Source organism: Pseudomonas oryzihabitans NBRC 102199, from assembly GCF_000730625.1.
Lineage (GTDB): Bacteria > Pseudomonadota > Gammaproteobacteria > Pseudomonadales > Pseudomonadaceae > Chryseomonas > Chryseomonas oryzihabitans.
This window is the reverse complement of record NZ_BBIT01000002.1, coordinates 93,511-108,748: the sequence shown is the minus strand read 5'-3', so window position 1 is coordinate 108,748 and position 15,238 is coordinate 93,511. Positions and strand designations below refer to the sequence as shown.

The 15,238-nt window shown below is 69.4% G+C and carries 10 protein-coding genes; 1 reads left to right on the top strand and 9 read right to left on the bottom strand.

The window, feature by feature from the left end; genetic code table 11:
- Nucleotides 1-3 precede the first annotated feature (3 nt).
- On the bottom strand, nucleotides 4-6,609 hold the full coding sequence (locus POR01S_RS02000; protein WP_042133400.1) for a response regulator: 6,606 nt from the start codon (nucleotides 6,607-6,609) through the stop codon (nucleotides 4-6).
- A gap of 170 nt (nucleotides 6,610-6,779) precedes the next feature.
- Here POR01S_RS02000 and POR01S_RS01995 point away from each other — a divergent pair, with 170 nt between their 5' ends.
- Entirely contained in the window at nucleotides 6,780-8,885 is a 2,106-nt protein-coding gene (locus POR01S_RS01995) for an NAD(P)-binding protein (protein WP_052382613.1), read from the top strand.
- Here POR01S_RS01995 and POR01S_RS01990 read toward each other — a convergent pair.
- The 8 genes from POR01S_RS01990 to POR01S_RS01960 are packed head-to-tail and all read right to left on the bottom strand — an operon-like array spanning nucleotide 8,811 to nucleotide 15,235.
- Nucleotides 8,811-9,707, bottom strand: a complete 897-nt coding sequence (locus tag POR01S_RS01990) for a hypothetical protein (RefSeq protein ID WP_042134389.1) — start codon at nucleotides 9,705-9,707, stop codon at nucleotides 8,811-8,813. The two genes, POR01S_RS01995 and POR01S_RS01990, sit on opposite strands and share 75 nt — an antisense overlap.
- A 35-nt stretch (nucleotides 9,708-9,742) precedes the next feature.
- Nucleotides 9,743-10,930 (bottom strand): c-type cytochrome biogenesis protein CcmI, encoded by a 1,188-nt coding sequence (ccmI, locus tag POR01S_RS01985; RefSeq protein ID WP_255211784.1) that lies wholly within the window; start codon nucleotides 10,928-10,930, stop codon nucleotides 9,743-9,745.
- Nucleotides 10,927-11,376, bottom strand: coding sequence for a cytochrome c-type biogenesis protein (locus POR01S_RS01980; protein ID WP_042133398.1), 450 nt, complete (start codon nucleotides 11,374-11,376; stop codon nucleotides 10,927-10,929). The genes ccmI and POR01S_RS01980 overlap by 4 nt, the downstream gene beginning before the upstream one ends.
- Nucleotides 11,373-11,906, bottom strand: coding sequence for a DsbE family thiol:disulfide interchange protein (locus POR01S_RS01975; RefSeq protein WP_042133397.1), 534 nt, complete (start codon nucleotides 11,904-11,906; stop codon nucleotides 11,373-11,375). Before POR01S_RS01975 ends, POR01S_RS01980 begins: the two co-directional genes overlap by 4 nt.
- Nucleotides 11,906-13,867 carry a heme lyase CcmF/NrfE family subunit gene (locus tag POR01S_RS01970; protein WP_042133395.1) on the bottom strand — a complete coding sequence of 654 codons (1,962 nt, stop codon included), beginning with the start codon at nucleotides 13,865-13,867 and terminating at the stop codon, nucleotides 11,906-11,908. The genes POR01S_RS01975 and POR01S_RS01970 overlap by 1 nt, the downstream gene beginning before the upstream one ends.
- On the bottom strand, nucleotides 13,864-14,319 hold the full coding sequence (gene ccmE / locus POR01S_RS01965; protein WP_027601890.1) for a cytochrome c maturation protein CcmE: 456 nt from the start codon (nucleotides 14,317-14,319) through the stop codon (nucleotides 13,864-13,866). The genes POR01S_RS01970 and ccmE overlap by 4 nt, the downstream gene beginning before the upstream one ends.
- Entirely contained in the window at nucleotides 14,316-14,492 is a 177-nt protein-coding gene (gene ccmD / locus POR01S_RS23265) for a heme exporter protein CcmD (protein WP_074583134.1), read from the bottom strand. Before ccmD ends, ccmE begins: the two co-directional genes overlap by 4 nt.
- Nucleotides 14,489-15,235 carry a heme ABC transporter permease gene (locus POR01S_RS01960; protein ID WP_042133393.1) on the bottom strand — a complete coding sequence of 249 codons (747 nt, stop codon included), beginning with the start codon at nucleotides 15,233-15,235 and terminating at the stop codon, nucleotides 14,489-14,491. Before POR01S_RS01960 ends, ccmD begins: the two co-directional genes overlap by 4 nt.
- Nucleotides 15,236-15,238 lie beyond the last annotated feature (3 nt).

The window sequence follows — 15,238 nt, the reverse complement described above, 5'->3', positions numbered from 1 at the left end:
CACCTAGCTCGACCGCTGTCCGGCCTGCCGCACCCGTCGCAGCAGATCCGCGGTGGCATCGGCGGCATGCTCGAACTCCACCTCGTTCACCCATTCGCGGATGCGCACCACGTCGGCGCTGTGGGGCGTGCTCACGCAGGCGCGCAGCAGGGTGTCGAGGACCTCCTCGGCAGCGAAATCCGACGTTTGCAGCAGGGCGATCAGGCGTTCGAGCAGGGCCTCCAGCTCCTCGACCGTGCCCTCCTCGCCACCGGCCACCTCGACCAGGATCTCGTCGAGAGACGCCAGGCAGCGCTCAGCCTCGGCGTGCAGGCGGCGCACGTCCTCGCCGATGGGCTGGGCCAGGCGGATCCTGTTTGTCAGGCGTTGCGCCGCTTCCTGCAGGTCGAGGGCGCCGACATAGGCGGCGGTGGCCTGCAGGCCGTGGGCGCACTCGAACAGCGCGGTGACATCGTCCGCTGCGCGCCAGGCGGAGATCCGCCCCGGCAGTTCGGCCTGTTGCACGCGGAAATCCCGGATCAGCTGCTCATAGAGTTGGGCGCTGCCGCGCAACAGGCGCAGCGCCGACTCGGGTTCGAGCACCGCACTGGCACGCGCCCGCGCCAGCACGCCGACCTCCTTGACCTCCACGACCTCCTCCACAGCCTTGCGCTCGGCGCGCTGCAGCTGCTCGAGGTTGGCCCAGGCGGCGATGATGCGGAACAACTCGGCGGGATCGAGGGGCTTGACCAGGTGATCGTTCATGCCGGCATCCAGGCAGCGCTCCCGATCGCCCGGCAGGCCGTTGGCGGTCATGGCGATGACTGGCAGCCCGGCCAGTGCCGGTCGGGTACGCAATTCGCGGGTTGCCGACAGGCCGTCCAGGCGTGGCATATGGACATCCATCAGCACCAGGTCGTAGCGCTGCTGTTCCAGCTGGTCCAGCGCGGCCTGGCCGTCTTCGGCCACGTCGATCAGGATGCCGCTGCCCTGCAGGAAGCCGATGACCACCTGGCGGTTGATGGCGTTATCGTCCACCAGCAGCAGGCGAATGCCCTGCAGGTCCACCACGCTCTGCCCCACCGTCGGGGCGGCGACCGGCGCCAGGCCCAGTCCGGACAGCAGGCGCTGCACGGCGGGACCGGTGACCGGTTTGTCGAGAAGCTCCAGACCCGGCAGATCCTCGCCCAGGCTGCGCACCTCTTCCGCCTCGTAGGGCGAGGCCAGCAGGGTCACTGCCAACTCCGGTTGCCGGGCGCGCAGCTGGCGCGCCAGGGCCAGACCGTCTTCGCCGCCCAGGCGCCAGTCGACGATGGCCAATTCGAAGACCGACGTGGCCATGGCCGCCAGGGCCTGCTCGGTGGATTCGGCTTCCACCACCTGCATGCCCAGTTCGCGTAGCCGTTGCCCCAGGGTGCGCCGGGCCAGGCCGTGGTCGTCCACCAGCAGGACCTGGCGCGGGGTCTGGCTGGGCAGCCGCTCGGGCTCGCCCACCACCGGCAGGGTCAGCCGCAGGGTAAAGCAGGAGCCGCGCCCGGCTTCGCTGTGGACGTCGAGGGTGCCGCCCATGAGTTCGGTGAGCTGGCGGGAGATCGCCAGGCCCAGGCCAGTCCCGCCATAGCGGCGGCTGATGGAGCCGTCCGCCTGGGTGAAGGGCTGGAAGAGTTGTGCCTGCTGGGCCTCGGTCAGGCCGATGCCGGTGTCTTCCACCGCCAGGCTGAAATGGGCACGACCGGCTTCGCAGACGGCGCCGACCCGGATCAGCACATGGCCCCGCTCGGTGAACTTGACCGCATTGCTCAGCAGATTGACCAGCACCTGCTGCAGGCGCAGCGGATCGCCTTCCAGCGCCAGGGGAATATCCGGACCGCAATCCAGCACCAGTTCGACACCCTTCTCATGGGCCTTGAGGGCGCAGAGATTGAGGGTGCGTTCGAGCACCTTGGCCAGGTTGAAGCCCAGTTGTTCCAGCTGGGTACCGCCGGCTTCGTTGCGCGAATAGTCGAGCACGTCGTTGATCACGCTCAGCAGGGTCTCGCCGGAATCGAGGATCTTGCCGACATGGCCGCGCTGTTCGCCGGACAGCCTGGTGCCCAGGGTCAGGCGGCTGAGGCCGATCACCGCATTGAGCGGGGTGCGGATCTCGTGGCTCATGGTCGCCAGGAACAGCGACTTGGCCGCGGCCGCCTCTTCGGCGCGAATGCGCGCCTGGTCCAGTTCGAGGGTGCGCTCGCCGACGCGCTGCTCCAGGGTCTCGTAGATCTGCGCGTGTTCCAGGGAGATCGCCGCCTGGGTGGCCAGGATGCTCAGCACCTGCAGCCGCCCCGGGGTGAAGGCCTGGGCCAGCAGGTTGTTTTCCAGATAGAGGATGCCGATCAGGCGATTCTGGCGCAGCACCGGCAGGCAGCAGACCGACCGCGGACGGCGCGCGCGCATGTAGGCGTCGCGGACGAACCGACCGGCACGAGCGGCGTCGTCGAGAATCACCGGCTCGCGATGGCGGATCACATGGGACACCAGGGTCAGGGGCACCAGGCCCTCGCCGGCATCCTGCTCGTTCAGCGCCAGCGGCAGTCCCTGCAGCACCTTGGGCTCGGCGGCACCACTGCAGACCGAGGCCTGCACCAGCCAGCGCCCGCCCTCGGGCAACAGCAGCAAGCCATGCTGAGCGCCGCCCTCCTCCAGGATGATGCGCATCATCCGCGCCAGCAGCTGATCCAGCGCCAGTTCGTTGGAGATGGTCTGCAGCGACTTGAGCACCGACAGCCAGTCCAGGCGCATGATGTCGCTGGTGGACTGGGCCTGGGTGCGCTGCACCGTCAGGGCAGTGGCCTCGGCCACGCGCAACCAGTGGGGAAATTCGTTTTCCAGCGCCTGGGCCTTGGCTGCTGCGCCCCAGTGCAGATAGCTGCGCTGGGCGTCCTGCAGGTAGGTCCGGGCGATGCGCGGACGCTGCTGTTCCAGCCAGAAACGCCCATAGAGTTCCTCGGCCAGCGCCGCACCCTGGCGGAAGCCATGCAGCCGCGCGGATTCCAGGGCCTGCTCATAGAGGTCCATGGCGGCGTCGGCGCGGCCCTCGCGGCGCGCCCGTTCAGCGGCCACCAGGTCGCGCTTGTGGGCGAAGTTTTCCGGGCAGTGCGCCGCCCAACCACTCAACCGATCCTGGGCGGTCTCGATCTTGGCCAGGGTCTCGCCCGCCAACTCGCCCTCGGCGAGCAGGATCAGCGCCTGATAGAAGGCGTGCTCGGCGATGCTGAACCAGCCGAAGCTGGCCGCCAGCGAGGCCTCCATGGCTTCGGCGTGCTGCCGGGCCTGGGGCAGTCGGCGGAACAGCAGCGCCGCCTGCATCTTGTTGAAGTCGTAGTAGTTCAGGCAGAGGACATGGCCGCTGTCCTGCATCTGCCGCACCAGTGCCGCTTCGTCCTTGCCCTCCTCGTCCCAAGTCTCCTGGCTCGGGGTGATGCCCTGCAGCAGGCGCAGCGACTGGCGCAGGATGGTGAAGATCTCCAGGGTGTTGGGATCGCCGATCCCCAGCAGGATCCGCTCGATCTCCGCGGTTTCGCCGAGGATGTCGTCCAGCGGCGCGCCGGCGTGCTGCAGGTGCTTGAGGATGTGGAAGGCGCTGTAGGCGGTGAAGATGATCTCGCCGGTGCGCTGACCGGCCGCCAGGGCCTCGCGCAGCAGGGCGACGTTGTCCGCTATGGGGCTCGACCAGGGGCTGTTGGTCACCGCGAACATGGTGTAGACCTTGCACTTGAGCGGCAGATTGCCGGTGCGGTCGACCAGGTCGACGGCCAGCCGCCCGACCTGATAACCCAGCTCGTAGCGACCGTGGAAGGCCGACAGCAGCGAGCCGTAGTTGGCATAGCCGAAGGGCGAGAGATCGCCGTTGCCGTACTGGATCGACAGCTTGACGATGCGCATGACCGCCAGCAGGCTCATTGGCAGGTCGACGTTGATCGCCGGCCCCCAGAGCAGGCCCAGCAGGCGGATCAGCAACTGGGCGCGCGGGTCTTCCATGCGCGGCAGGTCGAGCAGCGCCGCCGGGTTGCGCGTGGCCAGCCAGGCCTCGACCTCGGCGCTGTCGGCGCCAATGGCCTGATTGATGGCGTCCGGTGCCTCCGGCCAGGGCTCGTCCAGTGCCTGGATACCGGCCTTGGCCACGGTCAGGGCTTCGGTAAAGCGCCCGAGGCCGCTGTAGAGATCGATCTGCAGGGCCCGCACCCCGGCTTCCTCGAAGGTGCTGCGCGCGCGCGGCAACAGCAGTTCGCAGATGCGCAGGGCTTCGGTGGCATCGCCACAGAGGTGCGCGACCTCGGCCCATTCCCGATGCAGCTGGAACAGCAGCGCGTGGCGGCTCTCCCAGGCGGCGGCGTCGATCAGCGCGACGGCCGTGCGCAGGAAATCCTGGGCGGCCGGATAGGCATTGGCCTGGCGCGCCTTGCGGGCGGCGTCCAGGTTTAGCTCCAGCAGCTGCAGCCGCTCGGCGGGCGTCTCGATCAGGGCGACGGCAAGGTTGAGGTGACTGACCGCGTCCAGTCGCGTGGCGCTGCCTTCGGCCAGATACAGCTGCCCGGCACGTAGATGGACACGTTCGCGCTCGGCGGGCGCCAGCAGCGAATGGGCGGCATGGCGCACCTGATCGTGCAGGAAGCTGTAGTGGGTGGGCGTCTGCTCACCCGCCTGGCCACCCTCGGGCTCGGTGAGCAGGCCTTCCTGCACCAGCGACTGGCAGCGCCGGCGGATGTCCGCGGGCGATTCCGCCATCAGCGCGGCCAGGCGGTCGCTGGAGAAATGGGTGCCCAGGCAGGCTGCCCATTGCAGCAGCTGCGAGGTGGCGGCCGGCAGGTCCTTGAGCTTGCCCACCATGAAGTCGACGACGTTGTCGTAGACGTCCAGCGCCTGGAGCCGGGCCAGCTCCCAGTGCCACTGGCCGGTCTCGCCGTCGAATTCCAGCAGGCCTTCCTGCTGCAGGCTGCGCAGCAGCTGCTCGATGAAGAAGGGATTGCCAAGGGTCTTGTCCAGGCAGAGGCCGGCCAGGGCCGCCTGGTCTTCCGCCGGTGCCGGCAGCAGCTCGGCGATCAGTCGCTCGATTTCCACCCGCGACAGCGGTCCCAGCGACACATTGCGGATCAGCGCCGCACCCAGCAACCGTTCCAGGGCACTGCCCGCCAGCTGCTCTTCACGATGGGTCGCCACCAGCAGCAGCGGCCCCTGATCGCCGCGGGCCAGCAGGCGCTCGATCAGCCGCAGCGACGGGCTGTCGGCCCACTGCAGATCGTCCAGCCACAGCAGCAGCGGCCGGGAGTCCGCGGCAAAGGCCAGCAGCAGCGCGATCACGGCTTCGTCGAAACGTTGCTCGGCCTGCAGCGGCGGCAACTCGGCCACCGGTGCCTGGGGCCCGAGCCAGCTGGCCAGCTCGGGCGAGACCTCGGTCAGCACCCCGGCGTTGCCCCCCAGGCCCTCCACCAGGCGGTCGGCAAAGGCCTCGCCCAGGGTCTGGCCGATCTCCACCAGTTCGCGCACGGCCTGGCGCAGGGCGCCATAGGGCACCTCCTTGCCAAGGGTCTCGAACTTGCCGTGGGCGAGCAGCACCCGATCGCCCTGGCGGCGGACGAAGGCCTGCACCAGCGCCGATTTGCCCACCCCGGACTGGCCGCTGACAAAGACGGCTTCGCTCCGACCCAGGGTCGCCCGGGCCAGTGCCTCTTCCAGCAAGCGCAGCGGCGCGCCTCGCCCCTGCAGGGTACGCACTGGCACCAGTCGCGCGGGCGGATCCTGCTCGCCGAGGGCGAAGGGCGTCCGCTCACCGGCCTGATGGGCCGCCTGGCAGCGCTGCAGGTCGCGCAGGATGCCGAAGCAGCCCTGGTAGCGCTCTTCGGCGGCCTTGGCCATGAGCTTGTCCACCAGCGCCGCCAGCATCGGCGGTACCGTCGGGACCCGCTCGACCAGCGAGGGTGCGCGCATCGCCAGGTGCGCATGCACCAGCTCCAGCGGATCCTGGGCGCGGAACGGCGGCTCGCCCGCGAGCATCTCGTAGAAGGTCACGCCCAGCGCATAGAAGTCGCTGCGGTAGTCCTGGTGCCGCCCGGTCCGCCCGCTCTGTTCCGGGGCGAGATAGGTCAGCGAGCCCTCCAGGCGGCTGTCGCTGCCCTGGACGGCGCCAAAGGCCGTGGCGATGCCCAGATCGGTGAGTCTCAGGCTGCCGGTGGTGCAGTTGCAGACGATGTTGCGCGGATTGAGGTCGTTGTGGGCGATGCGCAGCCGGTGCAGCCGCGCCAGGGCGCGGACAATGGCCAGTGCCCAGTCGAAGAAGTCGTCCAGCGCCAGCGGCCCGGCGGCGAGCAACTCGGCCAGGTCGCTACCGCCGATGTCTTCGAGCACCAGCACCTGGCGACCCTGGTATTCCAGCAGTTCCAGGGCGGCGCTCACCGCCCCGCTGGCACTGGCGCGGCGGGTCAGCTCGAATTCATGGCGCAGCCCGGCCTGGGCCTGGGGCGTGGGATAGTCGGCGGCCAGCTGCTTGAGGATCACCGGCTGGCCATCGACCAGGCGCGTGCCGCGGTAGATCAGGGCATGGCGGCTTTCGCTCACCCGCGTCTTGCAGCTGTAGCCTGGAATCCTCAACACCGCGTTCGCCTCGATCCTCGGCCGACCGGTCTACGCCGGGCCAGCGCCTCAACTATTTCCGTTGCCTTGCTAAAGTCTCAAGGGAACTTTTCGATAAAGTGATATTACCCTAGCCATCATCTGGCATTCGTCCACTGGTGCAACAATTTGCACACTTCGGAGCAATAGGCATGGACGCTGTACCTTCTGTCCGCAAGATCGCCATCTTGGGCGGCGGCGTGTCCGCCGTCACCACCGCCTTTCGTATTACTAATGAGCCCAACTGGCAGGAGCGTTACCAGATCACCCTGTACCAGCAGGGCTGGCGTCTCGGCGGCAAGGGGGCCAGCGGACGCAATGCCGCCGACCACCAGCGCATCGAGGAACACGGCATCCATGTCTGGTTCGGCTTCTACTACAACGCCTTCCATAGCCTGAGGCAGTGCTACGAGGAACTGGGCCGGCCCGCTGGCGCGCCGCTGGCGACCCTCGACGAGGCCTTCTTCCCGCATTCCCACACCGCCTTCGCCGACGACTTCCAGGCGCAGTGGACCACCTGGCCCATCGACACCCTGGCGTTGCCCGGCAAGCCCGGCGAGGGTTGGAATCCCAAGCCCTTCATGGCCGCCCTCGGCGATCTGCTGGAGTGGCTGCTGCGGCTGGGCGAGGAGGACGACACCCCGACCGCCGCTGCGCCAGGTGGCCTGTTCGCCCGGCTGCGCGCACATTGCCGCGAGGAGCTGCAAGAGCGACTCCTGAACGAGGCGGAGCGCCAGCTGCAGCAGGCCCGCACGGCGCTGTCCGACGGCGTCGACCATCCCGTGCTGCTGGCGCTGCTGCGCAAGCTCCGCGGCCTGCTCGGCGACATCCTGCACGACCGCAGTCAGACCCACGTCAAGGCCCACCGGCTGTGGCTGCTGATGGACTTCGGCCTGACCGTGCTGATCGGCATGCTCGCCGACGAGGTCTATGCCAAGGGCTTCGCGGCGCTCAACGCAGAAACCTTCCAGGCCTGGCTGAGCCGTCATGGCGCCAGCGCCGCGACCCTGGACGGCGCGGTGCTCAAGTCCCTGCACGGCGGCATCTTCGCCTATCGCGACGGCGATCTCGCCCAGCCCGACGTCGAGGCCGGCACCGTGCTGCGCGCCGCCCTGCTGGCCCTGACCACGGCCAAGGGCTCCTTTATCTGGCGCATGCAGGCCGGCATGGGCGACGTGGTCTTCGCGCCCTACTACGAGGTGCTCGCGCGCCGCGGGGTGGACTTCCGCTTCTTCCACCAGGTGACCGCCATCGAAGCCGCCGACGACGGCCAGGGTCCGCGGGTGACGCGCCTCCAGATCCAGCGCCAGGTCAGGCTCAAGGGCGCCGCCTACCAGCCGCTGGTGGACGTCAAGGGCCTGCCCTGCTGGCCCTCGGCGCCGCTGTACGAGCAGCTCGACGACCAGATCGCCCGGGACCTGCAGGAAGGCCAGATCAACCTGGAATCCAACTGGAGCGGCTGGCAGGGCGTCGAGCGGCTGGAACTGCAGGTCGACCGCGACTTCGACGAGGTGGTGCTGGGGATCTCCGTGGCCGGCCTGGCCGACCTGGCCCCCAGCCTGTGCGCCCTGGACCCGGCGTTCGCGCGCATGACCCGGCAGGTGGCTACCGTCGCCACCCAGGCCGTGCAACTCTGGCAGAACCGCGACGCCTGGCAACTGGGCTGGAGCGGCTCGCCCGAGGGCGGCCAGGCCCCCGAGCTGCTGGGCTTCGCCGCCCAGGCGATGGACTCCTGGGCCGATGTCAGCTACCTGGTGGAGCGGGAGGACTGGTCGAGCGGCACGCCGCCGGCGGACATCAGCTATTTCTGCGGGGTGCTCGCCGCCGCGGCCGCTCCGCCCATCGGCAAAAAGGATGACTATCCGCAGCAGGAAGCCGCCAAGGTGAAGCAGGCCTTCCTCGACCTCATGAACGGCAAGCTGGGTGCCTATTGGCCGGAAGCCGTGACCCCGGCGGGCTATCGCTGGGACTTCCTGCTGGCACCCGCCGAGGTCCAGGGCCAGGCGCGCTTCGACTATCAATATTGGCGCGCCAACGTCGATCCCAGCGAGCGCTATGTGCAGAGCGTGGCCGGCAGCAGCCGCCATCGGCTGACCACCGACGGCAGCGTCTGCCGCAACCTCTACCTGACCGGCGACTGGATCGACAACGGCTTCAACATGGGCTGCGTGGAGTCGGCGACCCTATCCGGCCTGCAGACCGCTCGCGCCCTGCTCGGCCATGACGAGGTCCTGCCCGGCGAGGACGCCTTCCAATAGCGCCACCGTCTGGGCCGCTGCGCGCTCGGTGCAGCGGTCCACGGCAGGCGGATAGCACGGCTCGCCGCCGTCCAGGTAAGCCAGCAATTCGGGCGCCTGGTTCCAGACGGCGGCCTCGCTGTAGAGCTTGTGTAATTCGAAGCGGATCCAGCCGTCCATGAGGCGTACGCCCAGTTCCTCGATACCCAGCCCGTGTCCTTCGATCACCTCGCGATCCGCCTCGGTGAGGGGATAGTGCGGGGGATAGAACTCGGCGAGGCTGACCAGCAGCTTGACCGAGAAGCCGCGCGGATCGGCCAGCAGGGCCCCCAGCTCGGCGAACAGCGTCGCCTCCTCCACCAGCGCCTGGGCGAACATCAGCCGATAGAGGGTGATGTTGAGGAACAGCTGGCCTACCGTGTTCTCCGCGCGAGCCTCTTCCTGATGCAGGGCGAAGCCGGCGAGGATGGAGGCGTTGTGCGCCCGGTACCAGTGACGCGGGGTGGGATCGGCGATGAAGGTCAGCCAGCAGCGCGTCGGATAGGGCGCCTGGTCACCGGCCAGTCCCTGCTGCGCCAGGCAACCGGCCAGCTCGGACAGATAGATAAAGTGCAGATTGACGTTGCGCCACCAGGCGCTGCCGGTCACGGGATCCAGGACACCGGCCTGGATTTCCCAGTCGAGAAAGGCCAGCTCCGAATCGCCATAGCTCAGGCCATCGTTGTCGGCGTCGCCAAAGCTCCTGTAGAAGTCCTCGCGGACCGCCCGCCGCCGGACAGGCACGTTCTCGATCTGGCGACAGAGTTCGCGGGTCGCCGCGACGGCGTCTTCATAGGTGTACATGCCTTCCCTGCCCTGCGTGTTGGAATCCTGGCCGATCATGGCGCAATGGCATCACCGACCTCCACGCGCAATAGGCTGAACGCACTAGAAGGGAGCTCCAGTGGCTGTCCCTCATGCCGCCAGTCGCCCTTGAGCGGATCGCCGCCCCGGGCGATCACCACCACGGGTCTTACCCGCCGGTGGTCGGACAGCTTGCGCTGGGGCAGCATGGCGTCGCGGTCATCCAGGCGTACCCGCCGGGGCAGATCGGCAACCCGCAATCGCCGTACCGCCAGCGGTGGACCGGGCTGATCCAGCGCCAGGGCCAGCACGAAGACGCTGTCCTCGGGCCGTACCCGCTGCGCCACCGCGGGCGCCAGGCGGACCTCCACCTCGAGCCCCGGCGTGGCCAGCGCCTGACCGGCCGCCCGCGCCGCCGTCTCCGCCCGGGCGATTCCCTGGGCAAGGGTGGCGCGCAGGGGATCGCCCGCTGGCAGCACGGCGACCAGCCGCTGCCAGTAGCCTGCCGCCTCGGCGTAGCCCCCCCGTTCGTAGGCAGCCATGCCCAGCAGCCCCAGGGTGGTGGGCTCCCCGGGATTGGCGGCCAGGGCTTCGTCGGCCAGCGCCCGGGTCTCGGCATCCAGCTGGCGCCCGGCGGCGAAGAAGCGAGCCTGGGCCAGTTGCCCAAGGACCTCCGCGCGCCGGCCATCACGAGGAATGACCTGTTCGAAGGCGGCCACGGCATCCCGGTAGCGACCCAGGCCGGCATAGGCGCGTGCCAACAGGTACCAGTTGTCGGCCGCCTGGGGTTGCAGTCGCGTCGCTGCCTCCAGATCGGCCAGCAGCGCCTGGGGCGAGGCCGGCGGCGCGGCGAGACGCTGACTCAGTTGCCAGGCCGGCCAGCCGCCCAGCAGCAGGTAGAGCCCCAGGGCCAGGGCCGGGCCGCCCAGGGCGACCGCGACCCCCAGGCGACGGCCGCGGCGCTGGGGCGAAGCCTCCTCGGCAGGACTGTCGGCGAGCAGGCTGCGGCCGGCCTCGGCTTCGGCCAGCGCCAGGGCCTGGTCGTCCAGCTCGCCCCGGGCCGCCCGCGCCTGGGCTTCGGCCAGGCGCTCCTGATAGAGGGTGCGATTGAGCACCGCGCGCTGGTCCGCCGTGGCGGGTCCGCCGCGTAGGAGCGGTACCAGCAGGATCAGCAGCGCCAGGATCAGCAGCAGCCCCGCCAATCCCCAGAAGGTCGGCATCATGGCTCCTCCTCCGCCTGCAGCGCGGCCAGGCGCTGGCGTTCGGCCTCGCTCAAGGCCTGCTCCGGCCGGCGCCGCCGCGTCAGGACCAGCAGCAGGCCGGCACCGCCCAGCAGGCCCAGGCCCGGCAGCAGCCACAGCAGCAGGGTGCGCCCCTCGAAAGGCGGTCGATAGCGGATGAATTCACCGTAGCGCTGCTTCAGGTGGGCGATGATCTCGGCATCGCTCTGCCCGGCCGCCATCAGGCGCTGGATCTCGCGGCGCAGATCGCCGGCGATGGGCGCATTGGAATCGGCCAGGTCCTGGTTCTGGCACTTGGGGCAGCGCAGTTCGCGGGTCAGCGCCTGGAAGCGCGCACGCTCAGCGTCGTCGCGAAAGCCATAGGGGTCGATGGCCGCCTGGCTCAGGATCGACCAGAGCAGCAACAGCAGCAGCCAGCCGGCCCTCATGGCGCCGCCACCAGGCCGCGATAGCGCGGCCCGAGGTCTGCGTCCCAGACGCGCTGATCGATCACCCCGACATGGCGATAGCGCACCACGCCCCGGGCATCGACGAGAAAGGTCTCCGGCGCGCCATAGACGCCCAGGTCCAGCCCCAGCCGGCCTTCGTCGTCGCGAATATCGAGCTGGTAGGGATCGTGGAACTCCGCCAGCCAGCGGCGGGCGCTGGCGTTGTCATCCTTGTAGTTGATGCCGTGGATCACCACGCCCTCGGCCTTGAGTCGAGTGAGCAGCGGGTGCTCGTCCCGGCAGGCCACGCACCAGGTGCCCCAGACATTGACCAGCGCCGGGCGGCCGAGCAGGTCCTGCCGGGTGAACAGGCGGTCGTCCTGCACGCCTGGCAGCGAAAACGCCGGAAAGGGTTGGCCGACCAGCGCCGACGGCAGGGCCTGGGGATCGCGATAGAGCCCGCGAAAGAGAAAGCCGGCCAGCACCAGAAAGGCCAGCAGTGGCAGGCAGAGCAACAGGCGACGGCGCATCAGCGGGACTCCGCGGCAGAGGCAGGGGAAGACGACCGGCGGCGGCGATAGCGCGGATCGGCCAGGGCCAGCAGGCCGCCCAGGGCGGTGAGCAGGCCACCAAGCCAGATCAGCCGGACGAAGGGCTTGATCTGCAGGCGCACGGCCCAGGCGCCCTGCCCCAGCGGCTCGCCGAGGGCCACATAGAGATCGCGGGTCAGGCCGGCGTCGATGGCGGCTTCGGTCATCACCGCGCCACTGGCCAGATAGCGGCGTTTTTCCGGGGTCAGCAGGGCGACCACCCGGCCCTCGCGCTCGACCTGCAGCAGGGCGCGCTCGGCGGTGAAGTTGGGCCCTTCGTAGTGCTGGGTACCGGCGAAGCCGAAGCGATAGCCCTGGAGTTCGACGTGCTCGCCCGGCGCCAGGCGCAGATCGCGCTGCACATCTAGCTGGCTGGCCAGCACCACGCCCAGGGCCAGCACCGCCAGCCCCAGGTGGGCCAGGTGCATGCCCCAGTAGCTGCGGGGCTGACTGCGCAGGCCGCGGCGCCAGCCCAGCGCCGCCACCTTGCCCAGCGCGTCGCGCAGCGCGGTCAACAGGATCCAGGCCGCCAACGCGAGCACCGCCAGGATCGCCGCCCTGGGCTGATCCAGCCACCAGCCAAGCAGACCGGCCAAGGCCGCGCAGCCCAGCAGGATGGGTGCCAGCAGGCGCGCCAGCCAGCGACCCGGGCTGCTTTTCCAGCGCACCAGCACCCCGACGCCCAGGGCCAGCATCAGCAGCGCCATCAGCGGCACGAACAGCAGGTCGAAATACGGCGGGCCCACCGACAGCTTGGCGCCGGTCAGGCTGTCGATCACCAGCGGATAGAGGGTGCCGAGCAAGACCGTGGCGGCGGCGGTCACCAGGATCAGGTTGTTGATCAGCAGCAGCGCCTCGCGCGACGCCAGGCCAAAGGACACCGAGCCGCTGAGCGCCGGCGCACGCCAGGCGAACAGCGCCAGGGAGCCGCCGACCACCAGCAGCAGGAAGGCCAGGATGAAGACCCCGCGGGTGGGATCGCTGGCGAAGGCATGCACCGAGGTCAGCACCCCCGAGCGCACCAGAAAGGTCCCCAGCAGGCTGAGGGAAAAGGCGGCGATGGCCAGCAGCACCGTCCAGCCCTTGAACAGGCCGCGTTTCTCGGTCACCGCCAGGGAGTGCAGGAGCGCCGTGCCCACCAGCCAGGGCATGAAGGATGCGTTTTCCACCGGATCCCAGAACCACCAGCCACCCCAGCCCAGTTCGTAGTAGGCCCACCAGGAGCCGAGCACGATGCCGCAGCCGAGAAAGGCCCAGGCGAGCAGGGTCCAGGGCCGGGCCCAGCGCGCCCAGGCGGCGTCCAGCCGGCCTTCCAGCAGCGCCGCCAGGGCGAAGGCGAAGGCCACCGAAAAGCCGACGTAGCCCATGTAGAGCATGGGCGGATGCAGGATCAGCCCGGGGTCCTGCAGCAGCGGATTGAGGTCGTTGCCCTCCCGCGGAAATTGCGGCAGCAGGCGGGCGAAGGGATTGGAGGTGGCGACCAGAAAGGTCAGGAATCCGGTGGCCACCAGCCCGAGGATGCCCAGCACCCGCGCCAGCAGCGCCTGGGGCAAGGATCGTGAACAGCACGCCACCGCCAGACTCCAGCCCGCCAGGATCAGCGCCCAGAGCAGCAGGGAGCCCTCGTGGGCGCCCCAGGTGGCGCTGACCTTGTAGTACCAGGGCAGGCGACTGTTGGAGTTGGCCGCCACATAGGCCACCGAGAAGTCGTCCTGCAGAAAGGCCCAGGTCAGGGCGGCAAAGGCCAGCGCCAGGAACAGCCACTGACCGAAGGCGGCCGGGCGCGCCAGACGCATCCAGTCGGCCTGACCGCGCCAGGCGCCCAGCAGCGGCAGGGTGCCCTGCACCAGAGCCATGGCCAGCCCCAGCAGCAGGCAGAGTTGTCCGAGTTCCGGGATCATGGCGCCGGCCTCGCGCCGTCGAGCGGCCGTCCGGCCTGGCGCAGCGCCTGGCTCACTTCGGGGGGCATGTATTTCTCGTCGTGCTTGGCAAGGATCTGGTCGGCCACCAGGCGCCCCTGGTCGTCGAGTCGACCCAGGGCCACCACGCCCTGCCCCTCACGGAACAGATCCGGCAGGATGCCGGCATAGCTCACCCGCACCTCCTGCTGGAAATCGGTGATGACGAAACTCACCGCCAGGGAATCCGCGGCGCGTACCAGGCTGCCCTGCTCCACCATGCCGCCGGCGCGGATGCGGGTATCGCGCGGCGCCTCGCCTCGGGCGATCTGGCTCGGGGTATAGAAGAGGTTGATATTCTGCTGCAGGGCGCTGAGGGCCAGCGCCGCTGCGCCCCCTACGCCCAGCAACAGCAGCAGGATCCACAGCAGCCGACGACGACGAACCGGATTCATGGCCGCCGCTCCCGCCGCCAGCGCTGGCGCAACTCCCGCTGCAGCCGTCGACGCGCCTGCCAGCCGTGCAGCAGCAGGCCGCCGAGGACGATCAGGGTCAGGCCGAAGGCCGGCCAGACATAGAGGCCATGACGCCCCATGCCAAGGGCTTGCGCCCAGTCCACGCCGCTCACGCGCTCTCCTCGCCCAGTTCCAGGCGTACCCAGCGACTGCGCCATTCGCGCCTGAGCACCTCCAGGCGCATGCGCTGCAACAGCACGCCGGCAAAGAACAGGTAGAACGCCAGCACCATCACCAGCAGCGGCAGCCACATGGCCGCCGGCATCGGGGGACGCTCCACCAGGCTGAAGGTGGCCGGCTGGTGCAGGGTGCTCCACCACTCCACCGAATACTTGATGATCGGCAGATTGACCGAGCCCACCAGCGCCAGGATGGCGCAGGCCCGGGCGGCGCTCTCGCGATGGTCGATGGCCTGCCCCAGGGCGATCACGCCCAGATAGAGAAACAGCAGCACCAGCATCGAGGTGAGCCGGGCGTCCCAGATCCACCAGGTGCCCCAGGTGGGAATGCCCCACAGCGACCCCGTGGCCAGGGCGATCACGGTCATCCAGGCGCCGATCGGCGCGGCCGCGCGCAGGGCCACATCGGCCAGCTTGAGGCGCCAGACCAAGCCGATGGCTCCGGCGACCGCCAGCAGCAGATAGCAGGATTGCGCCAGAAAGGCCGCCGGCACATGCACATAGATGATGCGAAAGCTGTCGCCCTGCTGATAGTCCGGCGGCGCCAGAAAGAGGCCCCACACCAGACCCACGGCCAGCAGCAGTCCGGCCAGCGCCAGGCAGGGCCCCTGCAGCCGGCCGGCCAGGCGATAGAAGATGGCGGGAGAGCCCAGGCGATGCAGCCAGGTCCAGTTCATGTC